This window comes from Pseudomonas sp. BW16M2, from assembly GCF_014268865.1.
Classification (GTDB): Bacteria; Pseudomonadota; Gammaproteobacteria; order Pseudomonadales; family Pseudomonadaceae; genus Aquipseudomonas; species Aquipseudomonas peradeniyensis.
This window is the reverse complement of sequence record NZ_JABWRI010000041.1, coordinates 1-24,161: the sequence shown is the minus strand read 5'-3', so window position 1 is coordinate 24,161 and position 24,161 is coordinate 1. Positions and strand designations below refer to the sequence as shown.

Genomic DNA, 24,161 nt, shown 5'->3' with positions numbered 1-24,161 from the left:
CCTTAACAGGAGCCTCGGTCTAATAGAAGATACCGAACAGGTCGCTACCCTCTAGGAGTTGATGCGGCTCGCGTAGAGCTTGCTCCAGAAGTGCGGATCGCGATTCTGCTGTTTGGCATACCAGGGATCGGAGGAGTATGTTTCTTTTAAGCGTTGCGAGCCCAGCGCGCGCCTCTCCGCTTCTTGCAAGCTTATCACTCCAGCCTCCCAGAACTGTTTCCAGTAGTGGTCGGCCCTCAGCGTCGACGAAGGTCTTTGACTCGAATTCATAGATTGCATTGCATATCTCCGGAACACAGGAGGCTAAGGATGCGACACCAGTTTCGATCATGGATTGGATGTTGTCCAGCGTATGTCCGTGCGTCCAGGGTAGCGGAGGAACACCCAGAGTCGAGTTCCCCTCGCGCTGATATTGGTGGGGCGCCAGATGGTCGGTGGTACCGTACTTGATGGCCGATGATAGCATGGCATCCGTGCGTCGACGCAGTGCGAGATCCGACAAGCCATCCGGATCACCGATGAAGACGCGTCGACTGTTTCTTGCAAAGCTTGCCACCCCTGAATAGACGGCTGATCCCCCACGGCCGGGCCGGTTGTCTGAAATATCGAGCCACACCTTGATCGGACCGACATAGACATCGAACTGAAGGGGGCCTTCAAATTCAAACTTGAATGTCTCGGGGTAGTCTTCGGCATCCAGAGTGTCCAGATGTGTGGTGTCCGGCAAGAGCCGCCGGATGATGCTGACCAGATTTCCTTCGTCCGTGCGAGGTGTCTGAAACAGCTCATCCGCTGCTATTGCCAGAAGCCACTGCGCCGCGAAAATTCGGTGCTCACCCATGATGGCGGATTATCCCTCGCGCAACACCGCCAACGGACTTGCATTGAGCGCGCGACGCGTGCCGATCACCCCGGCCCCGCCCACCAGCACCGCCCCGGCCAGCGGCAGCGCCAGCAGCCACGGATGGGGTGCCCAGTGCAGGTCGAAGGCGTAGCGGTACAGCGCCCAGGTGATCAGCTCGCAACCCAGCGCGGCCAGCACGCCGCTGGCCGCGCCGAGCAGGCCGAACTCGATGCGCCGCGCCTTGACCAGCAACGGGCGCGCCGCCCCCAGCGCCCGCAGCAGGGCGCCCTGGCGGATGCGCTCGTCGAGGGTCGCCTGCAGGCCGGCGAACAGCACCGCCAGCCCCGCCGCCAGCACGAACAACAGCACGTACTCCACCGCCAGGGTGACCTGGGCGAGGATGCTGCGCAGCTGCGCCAGCAACGCGTCGACCTGCAGCACGGTCACCGCCGGGAAGGCCCGGGACAGCGCGACAATCTCCTGGTCGTGGCCTGGCGCCAGATAGAAGCTGGTGAGGTAGGTGGTGGGCAGGCCTTGCAGGGTGCCTGGCTGGAAGATCATGTAGAAGTTGGGCTGGAAGCTGTCCCAGTGCACGCTGCGCAGGCTGCTGACCCGGGCCTGGCGTTGCTGCCCGCCGATGTCGAAGGTCAGCAGGTCGCCCAGTTGCAGGTGCAGGCTCTGCGCCAGCTCCGCCTCCACGGACACTCCGGGGACTTCATCGCCGGCGGGCGCCTGTTGCCACCACTGGCCGGCGCTCAGGGCGTTGCCCTGGGGCAGTTCGGCGGCCCAGGTCAGACTGAGGTCACGCTGGATGGCGCGCTCGCCGGTGGACTCCTTGCTGACCAGCTGGCGCACCGGCTGCTTGTTGATATGGGTCAGGCGGCCGGGGATCACCGGGTACAGCGGCGCGGCGTTGGCGTTGATCTGGGCCAGGCGCTCGGCGAACGGCTGGCGCTCGTCGGGCAGGATGTTCAGGGCGAAATGGTTGGGCGCGTCCTTGGGCAACTGCGCCTGCCAGGCGTCGAGCAGTTCCGCCCGCAACAGGGCGACCAGGCCCATCGCCAGGAGGATCAGGCCGAAGGCCAGGGCTTGGCCGGCGGCGGCCAGCGGGTGGCGCAGCAACTGCCCGAGCCCCAGGCGCCAGGCCAGTGGCGCGCCAGCCAGCAACCGGCGCAGGCTGCGCAGACCGAGCAACAGCAACCCGCCCAGCAGCAAGGCGGTGATCAGCCCGCCACCGAGCAGGGCGAAGGTCAGCAGCAGGTCCAGGCTCAGGCGCCACATGATCAGGCCCAGGGCGAGCAGGGCCGCACCGTATACCAGCCAGCTGCTCGGTGGCAGCGGCAGCAGGTCGCGGCGCAGCACGCGCAGCGGTGGCACGCGACCCAGGGCCGCCAGCGGCGGCAGGGCGAAGCCGGCCAGGGCCACCAGCCCTGTGCCGATGCCGGCCAGCGCCGGGGTGAGGCCGCCGGGTGGCACCTGGCTGGGCAGCAGGCCTTCGAGCAGACGGAACAGCCCCAGCTGCGCCAGCCAGCCGAGCAGGGCGCCGGCCAGCGCGGCGACGCCGCCGAGCATGGCCAGTTGCAGGCTGAAGAGACCGAGGGCCTGATGGCGGGACAGTCCCAGGCAGCGCAGCAGGGCGCTGGCGTCCAGGCGCCGCGCGGCGTAGCGGCTGGCCGACAGGGCCACGGCGACGCCGGCCAGCAGCACCGCAACCAGGCTCGCCATGTTCAGGTAGCGCTCGGCCTTGCCCAGGGCGCCGCCGATCTGCCGGTTGCCGTCGCGGGTGTCGAGCAGGCGCTGGTTGGCGGCCAGGCTTTTTTCCGCCGTCTGCCGGTACTGTTGCAGGGCATCGATATCGCCGCGCCACAAGTCGCGGTAGCTGACCCGGCTGCCGGGCTGGATCACCCCGGTGGCGTCTAGGTCGGCGAGGTTCATCAGCACCCGTGGGGTCAGGCTGTAGAAATTGTTGGCGCGGTCGGGCTCGTAGGTCAGCACGCGGCTCATGCGCAGCGTCTTCATGCCCACGTCGATGCTGTCGCCGATGGCCAGGCCGAGCGCCGCGAGCAGGCGCGGCTCGACCCAGGCCTCGCCCGGCGCGGGGCCGCCGCCGGGCGTCTCCTCGGCGTAGGGCGCCGCCGCGCTGCGCAGCTGGCCACGCAAGGGATAGGCGGGGTCGGCGGCCTTGATGCTGGACAGCTGGATGCCGCTGTCGCCGCCGACCACGCTGGTGAATTCCACCACCCGCGCATGCCCCAGGCCCAGCACCGTGCCATCGGTGATCTGCTGTGCGCTGGGCGGGGCGCTGCCCTGCAGGACCAGGTCGGCGCCGAGGAACTCGCTGGCGCGCAACTGCATGGCACCGTTGAGGCGGGCGCCGAAATAACCGATGGCGGTACTGGCCGCCACCGCCACCAGCAGGGCGAAGAACAGCACGCGCACTTCGCTGGCGCGGGTGTCGCGCAGCAACTGGCGCAGGGCCAGGACACACAGTCGCGGGAACGATAGGCGAGTCATCAGGGCTCCAGGGGCGCCACCAGGCGACCGGCATCCAGGCGGATCAGGCGGCGACAGCGCTTGGCCAGGCGCTCGTCGTGGGTCACCAGCACCAGGGTGGTGCCGCGCTCCTGGTTCAGTTCGAACAACAGGTCGCTGATGCGCTCGCCGGTGTGGCTGTCGAGGTTGCCGGTGGGCTCGTCGGCGAACAGCACCGCCGGCTGCGCGGCGAAGGCGCGGGCGATCGCCACTCGCTGCTGCTCGCCGCCGGAGAGCTGGCGCGGGGTGTGGCTCAGGCGCTTGCCCAGGCCGACCCGCTCGAGCAGATCGCGGGCGTGTTCGCGGGCATCGCGCCGACCGTCGAGTTCCAGTGGCAGCATGACGTTCTCCAGGGCGTTGAGGCTGTCGAGCAACTGGAACGACTGGAACACGAAGCCCACGTGCTCGGCGCGCACCCGGGCGCGCTGGTCCTCGTCCAGCGGGCCGAGGTCGTGGCCGGCGAGGATTACCTTGCCGGCGCTGGGCCGGTCGAGCCCGGCGAGCAAGCCCAGCAGCGTGGACTTGCCGGAACCGGAGGCACCGACGATGGCCAGGCTGTCGCCTTGGGCGAGGTCGAGGGAGAGGGCGTGGAGGATGGTCAGGTCGCCTTCCGCGCTGGGGACCACTTTGCTAAGGTTCTGCGCAATGAGAATGCTGGGGCCCATGGAGAATCCGATGCGAATGTGGTGGTTGAGTGCCGGCCTGGCCCTGTGTTGCCTGGCCCAGGGCGCGGCGGCGGGAACGCTGCTGGTCGTCGGCGATAGTATCAGCGCCGGTTTTGGCCTGGATACCCGCCAGGGGTGGGTCAGCCTGCTGCAACAGCAGTTGAAGAAGGAGGGTTTCGACGATCAGGTGGTCAATGCCTCGATCAGCGGCGATACCAGCGCAGGTGGCCAGGCGCGGCTGCCGGCGCTGCTTGCGGCGCACAAGCCGGACCTGGTGGTGCTGGAGCTGGGAGGCAACGACGGCCTGCGCGGACAGCCGCCGCAACAATTGCAACAGAATCTTGCCGCGATGATCGACCAGTCCCGCCAGGCCGGTGCCAAGGTGGTGCTGCTGGGCATGCGCCTGCCGCCGAACTATGGCGTGCGCTACACCACGGCGTTCGCCCAGGTCTATGAACAGCTGGCCGCCGATAAGAAGGTGCCGCTGGTGCCGTTCTTCCTCGAAGGCGTGGGCGGGGTGCCGGAGTTGATGCAGGCCGATGGCATCCACCCGGCGGCAGCCGCCCAGCCACGCCTGCTGGAAAATGCCTGGCCGACGATAAAACCCTTGCTGTGACGCTTTTATCGGGGGCCGCTTTCGGCTAATGTTGCGCCCCCCGTTTCGAGTGCCCCCGATGCCGCGCCCCGCCTGGTCCCTGTACGCCTACCAACTGATCGAGCCCGATGAGCAGCTCGACCTGTTTGCCTGCCAGGAAGTGCGCATCCACCTGGCCGCCCGCCAGCTCGAGTTGGGCGTGCCGGTCGACCGTACCTTGTGCGGCGGCCTGCTGCCGGCGCAGCCGCGCTGGTCGGGGGTGGAGCGGGCGATCTACCGCGACGAGCGCCTGTGCCCGCTGTGCCGGGCGATCCTCGATGCCCAGCGGCGTGGCATGCGCCCGGTGTGGCCGGAACTCTGAGCGCCTTTCATCATCTGAAACGCATGCGTCTCCCGCTCGTTTCGGCGCGGGTGTACAATCGTTGTCTTGACTGATCTTTCGAAGGATTTCCCGGATGTTGCCGCGCTTTCCCGCCGTCACCCGTAGCCTGACCCTGGCCGCCATGCTGGCGACAGGCCCCGCTGTTGCGCTGGAACTGCCGTTGCCACCTCCCGGTGAAGACGTCGTCGGCCAGGTTCACACCATCAAGGCCAAGTACGAAGACACCTTTGCCGACATCGGCACCGCCAACGACCTTGGCTACCTCGAGATGATCGCCGCCAACCCGGGCGTCGACCCCTGGCTGCCGGGCGCGGGCACCGAGATCGTCCTGCCGACTCGCTACATCCTGCCGCCGGGCCCGCGTGAAGGCATCGTCATCAACCTGGCCGAGTACCGCCTGTACTACTACCCGAAAGGGCAGAACGTGGTGCACACCTTCCCGCTGGGTATCGGCCGCGAGGGTTGGGGTTCGCCGATCGCCAACACCAAGATCACCGCCAAGACGCCGAACCCGACCTGGACACCGCCGGCCTCGATCCGCGCCGAGCATGCCGCTGATGGCGACATCCTGCCGGCCGTGGTGCCGGCCGGGCCGGACAACCCACTGGGGCCATTCAAGTTCACCCTGGGTGTGCCGGGTTACCTGATCCATGGCTCGAACAAGAAGTTCGGCATCGGCATGCGCACCAGCCACGGCTGCTTCCGCATGCTCAACAACAACGTGCTGACCTTGTCGAAGATGGTCCCGGTGGGTACTCCGGTGCGCATCATCAACGAACCGTACAAGTTCGGCATCAGTGCCGGCAAGGTCTACCTCGAGGCGCACACGCCGCTGGACGATCATGGCAACCCATCGGTGGTCGACAAGCACACCGCGGTCATCAACGCCTTGCTCAAGCGTGAAGACCTGGCCAACAACTTGCGCATGAACTGGGACATGGTTCGCGATGTGGTGGCGGCCGAAGACGGCATGCCGGTCGAGATCGCGGTGCCAACCAATGGTGCAAGCGCGCCTATGGTGTCGAGCATTCCGCCAGAACTGCAGTAAGCGATTGCCCGCTGGCAACTAGCGGGGCACTTTGGGGCCGCCTTGCGGCCCATCGCGGGACAAGCCCGCTCCTACAGGTACGGTGAACGCCATGCCTTTAGGAGCAAGCTTGTCACGCGATGGGGCGCCAGGCGGCCCCAGTTGTTTGGTCGGCATCGCCCGGCTTTTTCCCAGGCAATAAAAAAGCCGACCCACAAGTGGGTCGGCTCCATAACAATCCGTGAGGATTATTATTTGCGGCTGGCTTTGTCCAGCATACGCAGAGCGCGCTCGTTGGCTTCGTCAGCGGTCTGCTGAGCCTTCTGAGCAGCTGCCAGGGCGTCGTCAGCTTTGCGGTAGGCTTCGTCTGCACGAGCCTGGGCGCGAGCTGCTGCGTCTTCGGTAGCAGTCAGGCGAGCTTCGGTTTCTTTGGATACGCTGCTGCAACCGGTAGCCAGAACTGCGGCCAGAGCCAGAGCAGAGAATTTCAGAACGTTGTTCATCGTGTTCCCCTTCAAGGACTTTCTATTAAATAGCCATCTCTCGGAAAAGAGAAACTGGCCGGCGTACATAGTACCCATTACTTGTAGTAAGTAAACTGACTGAGCGCAAGAACTGCAAAAAAAATGCTGCGCAGGCCTCCGGCGACGGGGTTTGTAAACAAAGTGTGAAAATCCTGGCCAGCGTTCGCAAGCGATTGTAGTACAGGAACTTTTTTGTTGAACTAAGGGTGACTTTAACTGTCGGCGGGCGTCATAGCCCAAGAACATCCGGTTGCTGTTGCCGGGCCTCGGGCGGGTGGCCGTCAGCATTTTCATGCTGTGCAGCTTGAGCATTCTCGCTGGTGCCGCCTACTATTTGAGGGGGCCATCGACGCAGAACGATCCCGGTCGTGTTGCTGTCCAACGGGCAACAGGTGGCGTAGAGGTTCCTCCGCCGGATAAACCACATCGGTAAGGTAAGGGTCTGCCGACAAGACCTGCGAGGAGTAGTGATGAGCGAAACGCTGACCATCCACCATGACCAGGCCGGTCATCAGTTTGAGACCACCGTGGACGGTCACCGGGCCTATCTGACGTACATGGACCTGGGCAAGCAGACGCTGGACATCTATCGCACCTTCGTGCCCAACGCCCTGCGCGGTCGCGGGATCGCTGCGGCGCTCACCGAGCAGGCCCTGGCCTATGCCGAGCAGATGGGCTACACCGTGATTCCGTCGTGCTCCTACGTCGAGCGCTACATGGAGCGCCAGCAGCGCCATTCAAGCAAGGTCTAAGCTACCCACACATGAAAACGCCGGGCATTGCCCGGCGTTTTCGTTTGCGCAAGAAGTCAGCCGCGCTGACGCTTGGGCAGCACGTCCTTGAGCTTGGCGTGCATGCTGCGCAAGGTCTTCTCGGTGGCTGCCCAGTCGATGCAGGCATCGGTGACGGACACGCCGTACTGCAGCTCGTCGAGATTCTTCGGAATGGCCTGGCAGCCCCAGTTCAGGTGGCTCTCGACCATCAGGCCGATGATCGACTGGTTGCCTTCGAGGATCTGGTTGGCGACGTTCTCCATGACCAGCGGCTGCAGGGCCGGGTCCTTGTTGGAGTTGGCGTGGCTGCAGTCGACCATGATGTTGGGTTTGATCTTGGCCTTGACCAGGTCCTGCTCGCACAGGGCGACGCTGACCGAGTCATAGTTGGGCTTGCCATTGCCGCCGCGCAGCACCACGTGGCCATAGGCATTGCCCTTGGTGGTGACGATGGACACGCCGCCTTCCTGGTTGATGCCCAGGAAGCGGTGCGGCTTGGACACCGACTGCAGGGCGTTGATGGCCACGGTCAGGCCGCCATCGGTGCCGTTCTTGAAGCCGACCGCCGAGGACAGGCCCGAGGCCATCTCGCGGTGGGTCTGGGATTCGGTAGTGCGGGCGCCGATGGCCGACCAGCTGATCAGGTCCTGCAGGTACTGCGGGGAGATCGGGTCGAGCGCTTCGGTGGCGGTGGGCAGGCCTTTCTCGGCCAGGTCCAGCAGCAGTTGGCGACCGATGTGCAGGCCGTCCTGGATCTTGAACGAGTCGTCCAGGTACGGGTCGTTGATCAGGCCTTTCCAGCCGACGGTGGTCCGCGGCTTCTCGAAGTACACGCGCATGACCAGGTACAGGGTGTCGGAGACTTCCTCGGCCAGCACCTTCAGGCGCTCGGCATACTCGTGGGCGGCCTTGATGTCGTGGATCGAGCAGGGGCCGACCACCACGAACAGGCGATGGTCCTTGCCGTCGAGGATGTTGCGCACCACTTCGCGGCCGGCAGTCACGGTCTGCAGGGCCTTGGCGCTGAGGGGGATTTCCTTCTTGAGCTGATCGGGGGTGATCAAGGTCTCGTTGGAGGCAACGTTAAGGTCATCGATCGGTAAATCAGCCATCGTGTTACTCGTCAGGTCACGGGTGCCGGCCGCCAGCGTTCCCCGTGCGGCCCAGCAGCAGATTATTCGCAGCGGGGAGGCCGAACCTTAGCGCGTTAGCGGGGGCGCGACAATGGGCTGGGGCCCGTCGATACGGGGTTTTTGCCCATCGGCTGGCAAATGCGGGCAGGCACGCAGGTATAGTGGCTGTCCAACAACAATGACTCTCGACCAGGAGCACGGCATGGCGTCCCTCGACCCTCGCATTGGCAATCCCCGCATCGGCATCATCGGCAGCGGCGCAATCGGTGGCTTCTACGGCCTGATGCTGGCTCGCGCCGGCTTCGACGTGCACTTTCTGCTGCGCAGCGAATACGAGGTTGTGCGCCAGCAGGGGCTGCGCCTGGACAGCGCGGTGCATGGCCAGGTGCACATGCCGGTGCAGGCGTACGCTCGTGCCGCCGACATGCCGCCCTGCGACTGGCTGCTGGTAGGCGCCAAGGCCACCAGCAACGCGGAGCTGGCGCCCTTGATCGTGCAGGCCGCGGCGCCCGACGCCCGGGTGGTGTTGCTGCAGAACGGCCTTGGCGTCGAGGAGCAGTTGCGCCCGGCCTTGCGCCCGGACCTGCACCTGCTCGGCGGCCTGTGCTTCATCTGCGTCAACCGCGAGGGCCCCGGCGAGATCCGTCACCAGTCGCTGGGCGCGGTAAACCTGGGCTATCACAGTGGCCCGGCGCAGGACGGTGGGGCCGCCGTGGTGGAGGAGGGCGCCGGGCTGTTCCGGGCCGCGGGCATCGATTCCCAGGCCATGGCCGACCTCGACCAGGCGCGCTGGCAGAAGCTGGTGTGGAACGTGCCCTACAACGGCCTCTCGGTGTTACTGCAGGCCAGCACCACGCCCTTGATGGGCGATGCCGACAGCCGCGCGCTGATCCAGGCGCTGATGGCCGAAGTGGTGGCTGGCGCCAAGGCCTGTGGCCGCGAGCTGCCGGCGGGCTACGCCGAGCACCTGTTCCGCATCACCGAGAAGATGCCGGACTACTGGCCGAGCATGTACCACGACCATGTCCAGCAGAGGCCGCTGGAGCTGCAGGCGATCTATGCCGAGCCCCTGGCCCGGGCCCGTGCGGCCGGTTGCGCGTTGCCGCGCATGGAGGCGTTGTACCAGGCCCTGGCGTTCATCGACCGGCGCAGTCGGCAGGCCTGAAGCCCGCGACGGCTGTGCGCCGGACGGCCAGGCGACCGCCGATGGCGCTGCTAAGCTCAAGCTTGCTCTGCCGTCGCGGCAGTCGAGGAGGTCGAATGATCCGTTCCATGCTGTTTGCCACTGACCTCGGTGTCTATGCGCCCTTTGTCATGCAGCACGCCCTGGCCCTGGCGCGGACCTTCAACGCAGAGCTGTATGTGATCCATGCCGTGGAGCCCATGGGCCAGTTCGCCGAATCGTTGCTGCAGAGCTACCTCGATGAGCAGACCCTCGATGCGCTGCACAGCGAGGGCGTCAACACGGTCATGGCCAATATCGAGCAGCGCGTGCTGGAGAACTTTCGCGACGAGATGACCGAGCCGGCCGACCTGGCATTGATCCGCGCGGTGCGGGTGCGCCAGGGCGACCCGGCCCAGGTGATCCTCGAGCAGGCCCAGCGGTTGTCGGTCGACCTGCTGATCTTCGGCAGCCACAGCGCCGGCGCGGGAGTGGATGTGCCGATCGGTCGCACGGCGGTGCGGCTGCTGCAACTGTCACCGGTGCCGGTGTACATGGTGCCGTTGGCTCACCATCTTGGACGTAGGAAATCGTGAACCTAGCGGTAGGACTTTTTCCAGCGAACGTAACAAAATAGTTCTAGATTTATTTCTCAAGCCACTAATATAGTTATAACTCGTCGCTGCCGGCGCGCCGGTGACCTACCGCCTTTGAGGGATATCTATGAAGCTTCAGCAACTGCGCTACATCTGGGAAGTGGCGCACCATGACCTCAACGTTTCCGCGACGGCGCAGAGCCTGTACACCTCCCAACCGGGCATCAGCAAGCAGATCCGCCTGCTCGAGGACGAGCTGGGCGTCGAGGTCTTCGCCCGCAGCGGCAAGCACCTGACCCGTGTCACCCCGGCGGGCGAGCGCATCATCAATACCGCCGGCGAGATCCTGCGCAAGGTCGAAAGCATCAAGCAGATTGCCCAGGAATTCTCCAACGAGAAAAAGGGCACCCTGTCGATCGCCACCACCCACACCCAGGCGCGCTACGCGCTGCCGCCGGTGATCAGCAACTTCATCAAGCAGTACCCGGAAGTCGCCCTGCACATGCACCAGGGCTCGCCGATGCAGATCGCCGAGATGGCGGCCGACGGCACCGTCGACTTCGCCATCGCCACCGAGGCCCTGGAGCTGTTCGGCGACCTGATCATGATGCCGTGCTACAAGTGGAACCGCTGCGTGGTGGTGCCCCAGGGCCACCCACTGACCAAGCTGCCGAAGCTGACCCTGGAAGCGGTGGCCGAGTATCCGATCGTCACCTACGTGTTCGGCTTCACTGGCCGTTCCAAGCTCGACGAAGCGTTCAATCACCGAGGCCTGACGCCGAAGGTGGTGTTCACCGCCGCCGACGCCGACGTGATCAAGACCTATGTGCGCCTGGGCCTGGGCGTGGGTATCGTGGCCAAGATGGCGGTGGACCCGAAGCTCGACAGCGACCTGGTGTGCCTGGATGCCAGCGAGCTGTTCGAGGCCAGCATCACCAAGATCGGCTTCCGTCGCGGCACCTTCCTGCGTGGCTTCATGTGCGACTTCATCGAGAAGTTCGCGCCGCACCTGACCCGTGAGGTGATGGCCAAGGCGATTCAGTGCCATAACAAGCAGGAGCTGGAAGAGCTGTTCGAGGGTGTTGAACTGCCGGTGCACTGATCTGAAATAGCTGGGGCCGCGAAGCGGCCCCAGCTATTTCAAGCCTTGCTGATCAGGTTGCCGGCGTGCAACCCGCATTCCTTCTGGGTCGACTCTTCCCACCACCAACGCCCTTCGCGCTCGTGCTGGTTCGGCAGTACCGGGCGGGTGCACGGCTCGCAGCCGATGCTGATGAAGCCGCGCTCGTGCAGGCTGTTGTAGGGCAGCTCGAGCATGCGGATGTAGCCCCAGACTTCCTCGCTGGTCATCTGCGCCAGCGGGTTGAACTTGTACAGGGTGCGCTCCGGGGTGGAGAAGGCGCTGTCGATCTCCAGCGCCGCCACCTGGCTGCGGGTGCCGGGGCTCTGGTCGCGGCGCTGGCCGGTGGCCCAGGCGCTGACGGTGGCCAGCTTGCGGCGCAGCGGCTCGATCTTGCGGATGCCGCAGCACTCGCCGTGGCCGTCCTTGTAGAAACTGAACAGGCCTTTTTCCTTGACGAACGGGTCGAGCTTGTCGCGATCCGGGCTGAGGATCTCGATGGGCAGGTTGTACTGCTCGCGCACCTGGTCGATGAACCGGTAGGTCTCCGGATGCAGGCGGCCGGTGTCGAGGCTGAACACCTTGACATGCTTGTTCAGCTTCCAGGCCATGTCCACCAGCACCACATCCTCGGCGCCGCTGAAGGAGATCCACAGGTCATCGCCAAAATGCTCGAAGGCGAGCTTGAGGATCTCCTGCGGGGACTTGCTGGCGTAGGTCGCGGCCAGGGCGGCGACGTCGAAGGGTTGGCTCATCAGGCGGTTTCCATCGGTTGAGTGGCGCTGTGCGCTCGTAGTGGTCAGATGGTAACAAAAAATGGCGGGGTAGACGCCTGGCGATCGCGGAGCAAGCCCGCTCCCACGGAGTCTTACAGGGCCTGAAGCGTTTCCATCAGCACCCGCACCTTGGCGATCGACTCTTCGTACTCGGCCTGCCAGTCCGAGTCGGCCACCACCGCGCCGCCGCCCCAGCAACTGACCTGGCCATCCTTGACCAGCAGGCTGCGGATGGCGATGGAGCTGTCCATCTCGCCGCGCACATCGACATACAGCAGCGAGCCGCAGTACAGCGCCCGGCGCGCCGGCTCCAGCTCGTCGATGATCTGCATGGCGCGGATCTTCGGGGCGCCGGTGATCGAGCCGCCGGGGAAGCTGCCGGCGATCAGGTCCAGGGCGTCCTTGTCGGCGGCCAGGCGGCCGACCACGCTGCTGACCAGGTGATGAACGTTGGGGTAGCTCTCCAGGCTGAACAGCTCCGGCACCTTCACCGAGCCGGTCTGGCAGGTGCGGCCGATGTCGTTGCGCAGCAGGTCGACGATCATCAGGTTTTCCGAGCGGTCCTTGGGGCTGGCCAGCAGCTCGGCGGCGTTGCGCGCATCCTCGACCGGGTCGGCGGCGCGTGGGCGGGTGCCCTTGATCGGGCGGGTCTCGACCGCGCCCTGGCTGACACGGATGAAGCGTTCGGGGGAGAAGCTCAGCAGCGCCGTGCCTTCATCCAGCTGCTGGTAACCGGAGAACGGTGTCGGGCAGGCGGCGCGCAGGGCCTGGTAGGCGCGCCACGGGTCGCCCTGGCAGGGTGCGCGAAAGCGCTGGGTGAGGTTGATCTGGTAGCAGTCGCCAGCCTGGATGTAGCGCTGCACCTGGTCGAACGCCGCCCGGTACTGCTCGGGGCGAAGATCACCGGTCATGGGCGCGAGCAGGTGGAAGTCACCGGTATCGCCCGGGGTGCTGGCCTCGAACAACGCAATGAGCCGTTGTTGCTCGGCCTCGGGCAGGCTTGGATGGAACACCAGCTGGCTGCTGCACAGCCGATGGTCGGACACCAGTGCCCAGGCATACAGCCCCAACCGGGCGTCGGGCAGGCCGAGGTCGTCGACCGCGTGCGTCGGCAGCTGCTCCAGGCGCCGGCCGAAGTCGTAGCTCAGGTAGCCGATCAGGCCGCCGGCAAACGGCAGCTCGATGCCCTCGGGCAGTTGTGCCGTCCCCAGGTCGGCCAGGGCCTGGCGCAGACGCTGCAGGTAGTCGCGACCGTCTTCCTCGGGGTGTGCCTGCAACTGCTGCAGCGGCCAGGCGCTGAGCAGGTCGTAGCGGCCGCGTTCGGCGCCTGGGCGGGCGCTGTCGAGCAGGATCGCACCGGGCGCGCGGCGCAGGCGTTCGAAGTAGAAGGCGGGGTCGGGCTGGTAGGGCAGGGGGTGGAGCGTACAGGTCGGCATCAGGATGGACGGCGATGAACAAGCGAGGTGGGCGATTGTAGACCTACGGGGGGAATGCGCCTAGCGCTGGCGACGACATTCATCGTCCAGTTCTGCGCAGTTCCCCTGTAGGAGCGGCCTTGCCGAGGCGTCGGACCGGTCGGAAAGGGCCGCAAAGCGGCCCCGGGGTTTCAGCGTTGATGCGGAGATTGCTGGGGCCGCTTCGCGACGCAAGGCCGCTCATACAGGGATTGCGCAGGGCCTGGGTTACAGCGGATTGACGTGCCCGAACAGCCCTTGCGAGACCTTCACGCGCTGCTCGGCATCCTCGCTGCGACCTTCCTTGGCCAGCATCTCCAGGTGCGCCTCGATGGCGTGGGTGCGCTGGGTCAGGCCGCAGTCGTTGGCGATCTGGATGTTCAGGCCGGGACGTGCGTTGAGCTCGAGGATCAGCGGGCCCTTGTCCTGGTCCAGGACCATGTCCACGCCGATGTAGCCCAGGCCGCACAACTCGTAGCAGCTGGCGGCGAGCTTCATGAAACCGTCCCAGTTCGGCAGTTGCACGCCGTCCACCGCGTTGGTGGTGTCCGGGTGCTTGCTGATGATCTTGTTCAGCCAGGTGCCGCGCAGGGTGAGGCCGGTGGCCAGGTCCACGCCCACGCCGATGGCGCCCTGGTGCAGGTTGGCCTTGCCGCCGGACTGGCGGGTCGGCAGGCGCAGCATGGCCATCACTGGGTAGCCCATCAGCACGATGATGCGGATGTCCGGCACGCCTTCGTAGCTGATGCTCTTGAAGATCTGGTCCGGGGTGACCCGGTACTCGATCAGCGCGCGATCGCGGTGCCCGCCCAGCGAGTACAGGCCGGTGAGGATGCTGGAGATCTGGTGCTCGATCTCCTCGTGGCTGATGATCTTGCCCGACACCGTGCGGTAGCGGTCCTCGAAGCGGTCGGCGATCACCAGGATACCGTCACCGCCGGCGCCCTGGGCCGGCTTGATGACGAAGTCGCTGCGCCCGCCGATGATTTCGTCGAGTTTCTCGATCTGCTTCTCGGTCTCGATGATGCCGTACATCTCCGGCACATGGATGCCGGCCGCCAGGGCGCGCTCCTTGGTGATGATCTTGTCGTCGACGATCGGGTACAGGTGGCGCTTGTTGTACTTCAACACGTAGTCCGCGTTGCGCCGGTTGATACCCATGATGCCCCGGGCCTCCAGGGCTTTCCACGTCTTGATCAGGCCAAACATCAGGCGTCAGCCTTCTTCAGGAATGCCTTGAAGCGCACGAGCTCGGTCAGGCGGTAGCCGCGGTAGCGACCCATCGCCAGCATGAAGCCCACCAGGATCAGCAATACCGCCGGGAAGGTGAAGACGAAGTACACCGCTTCCGGCACGGTCATCAGCAGGTGTGCGATGGAGGCGGCGAACAGGGTGCCGACCGCCACTTTCATGGCATGGCCGCCGCCACGCTCTTCCCAGGTGATCGACAGGCGTTCGATGGTCATGGTCAGGATCACCATCGGGAACAGCGCCACCGACAGCCCGCGCTCCAGGCCCAGCTTGTGGCTGAACAGGCTGATGGCGGCGATCAGCACCACGACGAAGGTCAGTACCACCGACAGGCGCGGCAGCATCTGCAGCTTGAGGTGCTCAAGGTACGAGCGCAGCGACAGGCCCAGGGCTGTGATCACCGTGAACAGGATGATGCCGAAGCCCAGTTGGGTCTCGCGGAAGGCCAGGGCGATCAGCACCGGGGTGAAGGTACCGAGGGTCTGGATGCCGATCAGGTTGCGCAGCACCAGGATCACCAGCACGCCGATCGGGATCATCACCATGATCATGAAGGTCTGCTGGGTCTGCAGCGGCAGGCCGTACAGCGAGTATTCGAGGAAGTCGGCGTCGGTGTTCTCGTCGGTCAGCTTGGCCAGGCGGATGGCGTTCATCTCGCTGTTGTTCATGCTGAAGGTGACGGTGGCCTTCTTGCCGCCATCGACGGTGATCAGGTTGTCGTCACCGGTCCACCACAGCAGGCGGTCGCTGGGCAGGCCCTGCTCGCCGGTCTCCGGGTTGAAGTACAGCCAGTCGTTGCCGTTGAAGCTGCGCAGCCACAGTTCGGGGCTCTGCGGGGTGTCGGCCACCAGGCGGATGGTGTGGACCTTCTCCAGTGGCACGTGGGCGATGGACAGCAGCAGGTCGATGACCTGGGCTTTTTTCAGCGGCGAGTTGTCGCCGGCCAGCAGCAGCTTGGCGTTGTCGTCGTTGACATTGTTGACCCGCTTGATGGTCTCGCTGACGAAGGTCTCGACGTCGGCCGAGTGCTGGCGGATCGGTGCCATCAGCGCTTCGGCGGCGATCTTCTCCGGGCCCTCGACGGCCAGGCTGTCGCGGAAGGTCGGGCCCTTGATCTTGGTTTTTTCGTTGCTGTAGCGCTTGGTCAGCACCAGGCGGTAGTAGAGGGTCTGGTTGCCGCTGGCGCGACGGGCCGACCAGGTCACCTTGCGGTTGCCGTCGGCGCGGTTGACGCTGACCCCGTAGTTGTTGGAGATGAAGCTCTCGTTGAGGCTCACGTAGTCACGGTTCAGCGGGGGCACGAACATCTGCACCTTGACCGGATCCTTGGCGCTGGCGACGAACTCGACCTTGGCGTCGATGTTCCACAGGTCGTCGGTCTCGTCCTCGGTCACCGGGATGCCGAGGGCGAAGATCTGGTAGGCCGTGATCGCGATGCCCAGCACTACCAGGACGGTGATCAGGACTTTCAGATGGAGGGTAAGAGAGCGCATCGGAATTACTCTGCTTTGGGAGCTTCGGTGGCGCAGGCAGGTTTGCCGGCCGCGTATTTAAGGCTTGGGTCGACCAGCGCACCGAAGTGCTTGAGGGCCTCGGAACCGATCAGCAGCGGGAATTGGAAGGCGCTGCGGTCGGTGAGGTTGACCTCGATGGTGCGTTGCGTCTGGCCCATGCAAATCTCGAGTTCGATGACCGGACGGGCGGTGTAGGCCTTGCCGGATTCGGCATCATAGTCCCCGGCGCGGCGCTTGATCTTGCTGACGCGGGCCAGGGGGCGTTCAATGGGGTGCTTGTGCGCGGCGTCGATGGCCAGGTAGAAGCGCACCCAGCTCTCGCCGTCGCGCTTGAAACGCTTGATGTCGCGGGCGCTGAGCGAGGCGGTCTTGGCGCCGGTGTCGAGCTTGGCCGCCACTTCCAGGTCAAGGTCGCCCAGGCGGGCGTATTCGTTCAGACCGTACACGGTCTTCTCGGCCGCGGGCGCGAGCGCCGGCAGCAGGGTCAGGCAGAGCAACAGTGAAACGGGTATGAGTCTCATAATCCTGGCGCGGTGCTGTGCAGGTTTCAGGGCAAGGCGACTGGCCAAGCGTCCTCATTGGTCTGTCAACAACATGAAATGATGACAGTCACACTATCCATGCTCCCGGGGGAGCGCGGCATTCTATCACGCCGATGTCTTGACGCCAGCGCGCCCGCGATCAGACCCCATGAAGGCGGGGTAAGTTCGTTATTAGACGATTGTCGACAATATTCTTTTTGTCTTTGACTCCATGCCTCTATTTGGCTAGTTTTGGCGTCACTGATTTTGAAGGTGTCGACAATCATGCTGGACACAGCCCCGGCCACCACATTGCCCCAGGACGAGACCGAGACCCTCTCGGAGCACGTCTTCCGCTGCATCCAGGCCGCCATCGTCAAGGGCGACATCGCGCCCGGCAGCAAGATCTCCGAGCCGGAGCTGGCGCGCACCTACGGCATCAGCCGCGGCCCGCTGCGCGAGGCGATCCACCGCCTGGAGGGCCAGCGCCTGCTGGTGCGAGTGCCCCATGTCGGCGCCCGGGTGGTGTCGCTGAGCCATGCCGAGCTGATCGAGCTGTACGAAATCCGCGAATCCCTTGAAGGCATGGCCTGCCGCCTGGCCGCCGAGCGCATGAGCCAGGCGGCCATCGACGAGCTGCGCCATGTGCTCGACACCCATGAGCGCGACGCCGCGTTCCAGGCCGGCCAGGGCTACTACCAGCAGGAAGGCGACTACGACTTCCACTACCGGATCATTCAGGGCAGCGGCAACCAGACCCTGTACAAGATGCTCTGCGGCGAGCTGTACCAGCTGGTGCGCATGTACCGCATCCAGTTCTCCAGCACGCCCAACCGCCCGCGCCAGGCCTTCGCCGAGCACCACCGCATCCTCGATGCCATCGAAGCTCGCGACGGCGAACTGGCAGAACTCCTGATGCGTCGCCACATCGGCGCATCCAAACGCAATATCGAGCGCCACTACCAAGGTGCCGACAACAATAGCCCACGAGGTGAGTCATGACAGTGAAGAGCACGCCCGGCCAGCGTTTCCGTGACGCGGTCGCCGCCGAACATCCGCTGCAGGTGGTCGGGACCATCAACGCCAACCACGCCCTGCTGGCCAAGCGCGCCGGCTTCAAGGCCATCTACCTTTCCGGCGGCGGTGTCGCCGCCGGCTCCCTGGGCCTGCCGGACCTGGGCATCAGCGGCCTGGACGACGTGCTCACCGACGTACGGCGCATCACCGACGTGTGCGACCTGCCGCTGCTGGTGGATGTCGACACCGGCTTCGGCGCCTCGGCCTTCAACGTCGCCCGCACCGTCAAGTCGATGAGCAAGTTCGGCGCCGCCGCGATCCATATCGAGGACCAGGTCGGCGCCAAGCGCTGCGGTCATCGCCCGAACAAGGAGATCGTCTCGCAGCAGGAGATGGTCGACCGCATCAAGGCCGCCGTGGATGCCCGCAGCGACGACAGCTTCGTGATCATGGCGCGCACCGACGCCCTGGCTGTCGAGGGCCTGAATGCCGCCCTGGACCGCGCCGCGGCCTGCATCGAGGCCGGCGCCGACATGATCTTCCCGGAAGCCATCACCGAGCTTTCGATGTACAAGACCTTCGCCGACCGGGTGAAGGCGCCGATCCTGGCCAATATCACCGAGTTCGGCGCCACGCCGCTGTACACCACCGAGGAACTGGCCTCGGTCGACGTGTCGCTGGTGCTGTACCCGCTGTCAGCCTTCCGCGCCATGAACAAGGCGGCCGAGAACGTCTACACCGCGCTGCGCCGCGACGGCACCCAGAAGAACGTGATCGACACCATGCAGACCCGCATGGAGCTCTACGATGCCATCGGCTACCACGCCTTCGAGCAGAGCCTCGATGCGTTGTTCGCCCAGAAGAAAGGGTAAGCGAACACCTGTAGCGGCTTCGTGGGAGCGGGCTTGCCCCGCGATAGGGCCGGTACAAGTCACCAGGATTAGCCAGCAAGACTTCGATAACAAATTCAAGAAAGGAGAAACACCATGGCCGAAGCAAAAGTACTCAGTGGCGCGGGCCTGCGTGGCCAGGTGGCCGGCCAGACCGCGCTGTCGACCGTCGGCCAGGCCGGGGCCGGCCTGACCTACCGCGGCTATGACGTGCGCGACCTGGCCGCCGGCGCCGAGTTCGAGGAAGTGGCCTACCTGCTGCTGTACGGCGAGCTGCCGAGCAAGGCTGAGCTTGCCGACTACAAGCGCAAGCTCAAGGGCCTGCGCGACCTGCCGCAAGCGCTGAAGGAAGTGCTCGAGCGCATCCCGCGCGATGCCCACCCGATGGACGTGATGCGCACCGGCTGCTCGGTGCTCGGCACCCTGGAGCCGGAACTGACCTTCGACGCCCAGCGCGAGAAGACCGACCGCCTGCTGGCGCTGTTCCCGGCGGTGATGTGCTACTGGTACCGCTTCACTCACCACGGCGTGCGTATCGATTGCACCAGCGACGAGGACACCCTCGGCGGCCACTTCCTGCACCTGCTGCACGGCAAGAAGCCGAGCGCGCTGCACGTCAAGGTGATGAACGTCTCGCTGATCCTCTACGCCGAGCACGAGTTCAACGCCTCGACCTTCACCGCCCGGGTCTGCGCCTCGACCCTGTCCGACCTGTACTCCTGCGTAACCGCCGCCATTGGCTCGCTGCGCGGCCCGCTGCACGGCGGCGCCAACGAAGCGGCGATGGAACTGATCGAACGTTTCCAGACTCCGCAGGAAGCCACCGCCGAGCTGCTGCGCATGCTCGAGCGCAAGGACAAGATCATGGGCTTCGGCCACGCCATCTATAAAGAGTCCGATCCACGCAACGAGGTGATCAAGGGTTGGGCGAAGCAGCTCGCCGATGAAGTGGGTGACAAGGTCCTGTACCCGGTCTCCGAGGCCATCGACAAGACCATGTGGGAGCAGAAGCGCCTGTTCCCCAACGCCGACTTCTACCATGCCTCGGCGTACCACTTCATGGGCATCCCGACCAAGCTGTTCACCCCGATCTTCGTCTGCTCGCGCCTGACCGGCTGGGCCGCGCACGTGTTCGAACAGCGCGCCAACAACCGCATCATCCGCCCGAGCGCCGAGTATGTCGGCGTCGAGCAGCGCCAGTTCGTGCCGATCGAGCAGCGTTGATTAGAAGAGACAGGCTGTAGGTCTGTTGTGGGAGCGGGCTTGCCCCGCGATTGCGCCAGCAGGTTCAACCTCGCTGGCGCATGCGACGCAATCGCGGGGCAAGCCCGCTCCCACGAATCTGCCGATGCCTGCCCAGGTAAACCGTGACCGAGCCCGATAACGATATGAACACCGCATTCCGCAAGAACCTGCCAGGCACCGCCCTGGACTACTTCGACGCCCGTGCCGCGGTCGAGGCGATCAAGCCCGGCGCCTACGACGGCCTGCCGTACACCTCCCGCGTGCTCGCCGAAAACCTGGTGCGCCGCTGTGACCCGGCCACCCTCAACGCCTCGCTGGAACAGCTGATCGAGCGCAAGCGCGACCTCGACTTCCCCTGGTTCCCGGCCCGCGTGGTCTGCCACGACATCCTCGGCCAGACCGCCCTGGTCGACCTGGCCGGCCTGCGCGACGCCATCGCCGACAAGGGCGGCGATCCGGCCCAGGTCAACCCGGTGGTGCCGGTGCAGCTGATCGTCGACCACTCGCTGGCCGTCGAATGCGGCGGCTTCGACCCGCAGGCGTTCGAGAAGAACCGCGCCATCGAGGACCGCCGCAACGAAGACCGTTTCCACTTCATCAACTGGACCAAGCAGGCGTTCAAGAACGTCGACGTGATCCAGCCGGGCAACGGCATCATGCACCAGATCAACCTGGAGAAGATGTCGCCGGTGATCCACAACGATCGCGGCGTGGCCTACCCGGACACCTGTGTCGGCACCGACAGCCACACCCCGCACGTGGATGCCCTGGGTGTGATCGCCATCGGCGTCGGCGGCCTGGAGGCGGAGAACGTGATGCTCGGCCGCGCCTCGTGGATGCGCCTGCCGGAGATCGTCGGCGTCGAGCTGACCGGTCGCCTGGCGCCGAACATCACCGCCACCGACCTGGTGCTGGCGCTCACCGAGTTCCTGCGCAAGCAGAAAGTGGTCGGCGCCTACCTGGAGTTCCACGGTGCCGGCGCCAGCGCGCTGACCCTGGGCGACCGCGCCACCATCTCCAACATGGCCCCGGAATACGGCGCCACCGCGGCGATGTTCGCCATCGACCAGCAGACCATCGACTACCTCAAGCTCACCGGTCGCGACGACCAGCAGGTGCAACTGGTCGAGACCTACGCCAAGGCCACCGGCCTGTGGGCCGACAGCCTGGCCAAGGCCGAGTACGAGCGCACCCTGAGCTTCGACCTGTCGAGCGTGGTGCGCAACATGGCCGGCCCGTCCAACCCGCACGCCCGGGTGGCCACCAGCGACCTGGCGGCCAAGGGCATCGCCGGCCAGTGGCAAGAAGTGCCGGGGCAGATGCCGGATGGCGCGGTGATCATCGCCGCCATCACCAGCTGCACCAACACCAGCAACCCGCGCAACGTGATCGCCGCCGGCCTGCTGGCGCGCAACGCCAACAAGCTCGGCCTGGTCCGCAAACCGTGGGTCAAGTCGTCGCTGGCGCCGGGCTCCAAGGCCGTGCAGCTGTACCTCAAGGAAGCAGGGCTGGAGCAGGAACTGGAGCAACTGGGCTTTGGCATCGTCGCTTTCGCCTGCACCACCTGCAACGGCATGTCCGGCGCGCTGGACCCGGTGATCCAGCAGGAGATCATCGACCGCGACCTGTACGCCACCGCCGTGCTGTCGGGTAACCGCAACTTCGACGGGCGCATCCACCCGTACGCCAAGCAGGCGTTCCTGGCTTCGCCGCCGCTGGTGGTGGCCTACGCCATTGCCGGCACCATCCGCTTCGATATCGAGAAGGATGTGCTGGGCGTGGTCGACGGCAAGGAGATCCGCCTGAAGGACATCTGGCCGAGCGATGAAGAGATCGACGCCGTGGTGCGTGCCTCGGTCAAGCCGGAGCAGTTCCGCCAGGTGTACATCCCGATGTTCACCATCGAGGAAGACAAGGGGCCTAAGGTCGCGCCGCTGTATGAATGGCGCCCGATGAGCACCTACATCCGTCGCCCGCCGTACTGGGAAGGCGCCCTGGCCGGTGAGCGCACCCTGCGTGGCATGCGCCCGCTGGCGGTGCTGCCGGACAACATCACCACCGACCACCTGTCACCGTCCAATGCCATCATGCTCGACAGCGCCGCCGGCGAGTACCTGGCGAAGATGGGCCTGCCGGAGGAGGACTTCAACTCCTACGCCACCCACCGCGGTGACCACCTGACCGCCCAGCGCGCCACCTTCGCCAACCCCAAGCTGTTCAACGAGATGGTGCGCAAGGACGACGGCAGCGTGAAGCAGGGTTCGCTGGCGCGCCTCGAGCCGGAAGGCAAGGTGACCCGCATGTGGGAAGCCATCGAGACCTACATGGAGCGCAAGCAGCCGCTGATCATCGTCGCCGGTGCCGACTACGGCCAGGGCTCGTCCCGTGACTGGGCGGCCAAGGGCGTGCGCCTGGCCGGTGTCGAGGCCATCGTCGCCGAAGGCTTCGAGCGTATCCACCGCACCAACCTGGTGGGCATGGGCGTGCTGCCGCTGGAGTTCAAGCCGGGCACCGACCGCAAGACCCTGGGCCTGGACGGCAGCGAGACCTACGACGTGCTCGGCGAGCGCACGCCACGGGCGACGCTGACCCTGGTGGTGACGCGGCGCAATGGCGAACGTGTCGAGGTGCCGGTGACCTGCCGCCTGGATACCGCCGAAGAGGTGTCGATCTACGAGGCGGGTGGCGTGCTGCAGCGCTTTGCCCAGGACTTCCTGGAAGGCGCGGCCTGAGCATGAAACGGGGGCCGCTTTGCGGCCCTTTCGCGACACAAGGCCGCTCCCACAAAGAGCGGCGCAGTACCTGTGGGAGCGGCCTTGTGTCGCGAAAGGGCTGCAGGGCAGCCCCAGGGTACTTCACCGGACTATCAGGATGCCCAAGACAATGGCTCATGTACCCCAGATCAAAATCCCCGCCACCTACCTGCGCGGCGGCACCAGCAAAGGCGTGTTCTTCCGCCTCCAGGACCTGCCCGAGCGCGCCCAGGTCCCGGGCCCGGCCCGTGACGCCCTGCTGCTGCGGGTGATCGGCAGCCCCGACCCGTACGGCAAGCAGATCGACGGCATGGGCGGCGCCACCTCCAGCACCAGCAAGACGGTGATCCTGTCGAAAAGCATCAAGGCCGACCACGACGTCGACTACCTGTTCGGCCAGGTGTCGATCGACAAGGCCTTCGTCGACTGGAGCGGCAACTGCGGCAACCTGTCCGCCGCGGTCGGCTCGTTCGCCATCAGTGGCGGGCTGGTCGATGCCAGCCGCATCCCGCGCAATGGCATCGCCACCGTGCGGATCTGGCAGGCCAACATCGGCAAGACCATCATCGCCCATGTGCCGATCACCGACGGCGAGGTGCAGGAAACCGGCGATTTCGAGCTCGACGGCGTGACCTTCCCGGCCGCCGAGGTGCAGCTGGAATTCCTCGATCCGGCCGCCGACGAGGACGGTGACGGCGGAGCGATGTTCCCCACCGGCAACCTGGTCGACGACCTCGAGGTACCGGGTGTCGGCACCTTCAAGGCGACCCTGATCAACGCCGGCATCCCGACCATCTTCGTCAATGCCGCCGATATCGGCTATACCGGTACCGAGCTGCAGGACGCCATCAACGGCGATGCCGCGGCATTGCAGCGTTTCGAGACCATTCGTGCCCATGGCGCGGTGCGCATGGGGCTGATCGAGCACATCGACCAGGCCGCTGGGCGCCAGCACACGCCGAAGGTGGCGTTCGTCGCGGCGCCGACCGGCTATGCCTCCTCCAGTGGCAAGGTTGTCGCCGCCGAGGACGTCGACCTGCTGGTGCGGGCGCTGTCGATGGGCAAGCTGCACCACGCGATGATGGGCACCGCGGCGGTCGCCATCGGCACCGCCGCGGCGATCCCGGGTACGCTGGTCAACCTTGCCGCCGGTGGCGGCGAACGAAGTGCCGTGCGTTTCGGTCATCCGTCCGGGACGTTGCGGGTCGGGGCCGAGGCGCGTCGAGTGGACGGGCAATGGACCGTGACCAAGGCAATCATGAGCCGAAGTGCTCGGGTGCTGATGGAGGGCTGGGTGCGCGTGCCCGGTGATAGTTTCTAAGGCATCAGTAGTGCTCGGCATTCGTTGAGCGGGGCCGCTCTCGCGGCCCATCGCCGGGGCGCCCCC

General features: G+C 65.6%; 22 protein-coding genes. 12 read left to right on the top strand and 10 right to left on the bottom strand.

Annotation, left to right across the window (positions count from 1 at the left end):
- Positions 1-19: 19 nt before the first annotated feature.
- Genes HU735_RS24925 through HU735_RS24915 form a run of 3 tightly spaced genes read right to left on the bottom strand, consistent with a single transcriptional unit; the run spans position 20 to position 4,041 of the window.
- Positions 20-841 (bottom strand): hypothetical protein, encoded by an 822-nt coding sequence (locus tag HU735_RS24925; RefSeq protein WP_186716064.1) that lies wholly within the window; start codon positions 839-841, stop codon positions 20-22.
- A 9-nt stretch (positions 842-850) separates the two neighbouring features.
- Positions 851-3,358, bottom strand: a complete 2,508-nt coding sequence (locus tag HU735_RS24920; protein WP_186716062.1) for an ABC transporter permease — start codon at positions 3,356-3,358, stop codon at positions 851-853.
- Complete coding sequence (locus HU735_RS24915; protein ID WP_186716061.1) at positions 3,358-4,041, bottom strand: ABC transporter ATP-binding protein; 684 nt, start codon at positions 4,039-4,041, stop codon at positions 3,358-3,360. Before HU735_RS24915 ends, HU735_RS24920 begins: the two co-directional genes overlap by 1 nt.
- A gap of 10 nt (positions 4,042-4,051) precedes the next feature.
- Here HU735_RS24915 and HU735_RS24910 point away from each other — a divergent pair, with 10 nt between their 5' ends.
- The 3 genes from HU735_RS24910 to HU735_RS24900 all read left to right on the top strand — a co-directional run bounded on the left by HU735_RS24910 (position 4,052) and on the right by HU735_RS24900 (position 6,066).
- Complete coding sequence (locus HU735_RS24910; RefSeq protein ID WP_186716060.1) at positions 4,052-4,657, top strand: arylesterase; 606 nt, start codon at positions 4,052-4,054, stop codon at positions 4,655-4,657.
- Between the two features lie 58 nt (positions 4,658-4,715).
- The gene (locus HU735_RS24905; protein ID WP_028692618.1) at positions 4,716-4,997 is read left to right on the top strand and encodes a hypothetical protein; all 282 of its coding nucleotides are present in this window, start codon (positions 4,716-4,718) and stop codon (positions 4,995-4,997) included.
- 94 nt (positions 4,998-5,091) lie between these two features.
- Positions 5,092-6,066, top strand: coding sequence for a L,D-transpeptidase family protein (locus HU735_RS24900; RefSeq protein ID WP_050705065.1), 975 nt, complete (start codon positions 5,092-5,094; stop codon positions 6,064-6,066).
- A 230-nt stretch (positions 6,067-6,296) separates the two neighbouring features.
- On the opposite strand, the gene oprI is transcribed toward HU735_RS24900, so the two are convergent.
- Positions 6,297-6,548: an outer membrane lipoprotei OprI gene (gene oprI / locus HU735_RS24895; protein WP_003259780.1), complete on the bottom strand. Its 252-nt coding sequence runs from the start codon at positions 6,546-6,548 to the stop codon at positions 6,297-6,299.
- Between the two features lie 491 nt (positions 6,549-7,039).
- Between oprI and HU735_RS24890 the strand changes: the two genes are divergently transcribed.
- On the top strand, positions 7,040-7,321 hold the full coding sequence (locus tag HU735_RS24890) for a GNAT family N-acetyltransferase (RefSeq protein WP_028692616.1): 282 nt from the start codon (positions 7,040-7,042) through the stop codon (positions 7,319-7,321).
- A 56-nt stretch (positions 7,322-7,377) separates the two neighbouring features.
- Here the strand turns inward: HU735_RS24890 and HU735_RS24885 are convergent, their stop codons facing one another.
- A complete protein-coding gene (locus HU735_RS24885) occupies positions 7,378-8,454 on the bottom strand; it encodes a 3-deoxy-7-phosphoheptulonate synthase (protein ID WP_028692615.1) in 1,077 nt (358 codons plus the stop codon).
- Positions 8,455-8,677: 223 nt separating this feature from the next.
- On the opposite strand from HU735_RS24885, the gene HU735_RS24880 reads away from it, so the two are divergent.
- From HU735_RS24880 to cysB, 3 genes are all read left to right on the top strand, one after another.
- Positions 8,678-9,640, top strand: a complete 963-nt coding sequence (locus tag HU735_RS24880) for a putative 2-dehydropantoate 2-reductase (protein ID WP_186716059.1) — start codon at positions 8,678-8,680, stop codon at positions 9,638-9,640.
- A gap of 95 nt (positions 9,641-9,735) precedes the next feature.
- Positions 9,736-10,233: a universal stress protein gene (locus HU735_RS24875; protein WP_028692613.1), complete on the top strand. Its 498-nt coding sequence runs from the start codon at positions 9,736-9,738 to the stop codon at positions 10,231-10,233.
- Positions 10,234-10,360: 127 nt separating this feature from the next.
- Positions 10,361-11,335 carry an HTH-type transcriptional regulator CysB gene (gene cysB, locus HU735_RS24870; protein ID WP_011533140.1) on the top strand — a complete coding sequence of 325 codons (975 nt, stop codon included), beginning with the start codon at positions 10,361-10,363 and terminating at the stop codon, positions 11,333-11,335.
- 38 nt (positions 11,336-11,373) lie between these two features.
- Here the strand turns inward: cysB and HU735_RS24865 are convergent, their stop codons facing one another.
- From HU735_RS24865 to HU735_RS24845, 5 genes are all read right to left on the bottom strand, one after another.
- Positions 11,374-12,108, bottom strand: coding sequence for a phosphoadenylyl-sulfate reductase (locus HU735_RS24865; protein ID WP_186716058.1), 735 nt, complete (start codon positions 12,106-12,108; stop codon positions 11,374-11,376).
- A gap of 113 nt (positions 12,109-12,221) precedes the next feature.
- Positions 12,222-13,565 carry an aminodeoxychorismate synthase component I gene (gene pabB, locus HU735_RS24860; RefSeq protein WP_186716057.1) on the bottom strand — a complete coding sequence of 448 codons (1,344 nt, stop codon included), beginning with the start codon at positions 13,563-13,565 and terminating at the stop codon, positions 12,222-12,224.
- A gap of 246 nt (positions 13,566-13,811) precedes the next feature.
- Positions 13,812-14,792: an alpha-L-glutamate ligase-like protein gene (locus HU735_RS24855; RefSeq protein WP_028692610.1), complete on the bottom strand. Its 981-nt coding sequence runs from the start codon at positions 14,790-14,792 to the stop codon at positions 13,812-13,814.
- Positions 14,792-16,327: an inactive transglutaminase family protein gene (locus tag HU735_RS24850; RefSeq protein ID WP_186716056.1), complete on the bottom strand. Its 1,536-nt coding sequence runs from the start codon at positions 16,325-16,327 to the stop codon at positions 14,792-14,794. Before HU735_RS24850 ends, HU735_RS24855 begins: the two co-directional genes overlap by 1 nt.
- Before the next feature lie 5 nt (positions 16,328-16,332).
- Complete coding sequence (locus HU735_RS24845) at positions 16,333-16,869, bottom strand: ATP-dependent zinc protease (protein WP_186716054.1); 537 nt, start codon at positions 16,867-16,869, stop codon at positions 16,333-16,335.
- Positions 16,870-17,154: 285 nt separating this feature from the next.
- Here HU735_RS24845 and HU735_RS24840 point away from each other — a divergent pair, with 285 nt between their 5' ends.
- The 5 genes from HU735_RS24840 (at position 17,155) to prpF (ending at position 24,095) form a co-directional block, all read left to right on the top strand.
- Positions 17,155-17,871, top strand: a complete 717-nt coding sequence (locus tag HU735_RS24840) for a GntR family transcriptional regulator (protein WP_186716052.1) — start codon at positions 17,155-17,157, stop codon at positions 17,869-17,871.
- Entirely contained in the window at positions 17,868-18,758 is an 891-nt protein-coding gene (gene prpB / locus HU735_RS24835) for a methylisocitrate lyase (RefSeq protein ID WP_028692606.1), read from the top strand. The genes HU735_RS24840 and prpB overlap by 4 nt, the downstream gene beginning before the upstream one ends.
- 114 nt (positions 18,759-18,872) lie before the next feature.
- The gene (gene prpC / locus HU735_RS24830) at positions 18,873-20,000 is read left to right on the top strand and encodes a 2-methylcitrate synthase (RefSeq protein WP_028692605.1); all 1,128 of its coding nucleotides are present in this window, start codon (positions 18,873-18,875) and stop codon (positions 19,998-20,000) included.
- A 164-nt stretch (positions 20,001-20,164) separates the two neighbouring features.
- Positions 20,165-22,753, top strand: a complete 2,589-nt coding sequence (acnD, locus tag HU735_RS24825) for a Fe/S-dependent 2-methylisocitrate dehydratase AcnD (protein ID WP_050705073.1) — start codon at positions 20,165-20,167, stop codon at positions 22,751-22,753.
- Positions 22,754-22,904: 151 nt separating this feature from the next.
- The gene (gene prpF, locus HU735_RS24820; protein ID WP_186716050.1) at positions 22,905-24,095 is read left to right on the top strand and encodes a 2-methylaconitate cis-trans isomerase PrpF; all 1,191 of its coding nucleotides are present in this window, start codon (positions 22,905-22,907) and stop codon (positions 24,093-24,095) included.
- The last annotated feature ends 66 nt before the right edge of the window (positions 24,096-24,161 follow it).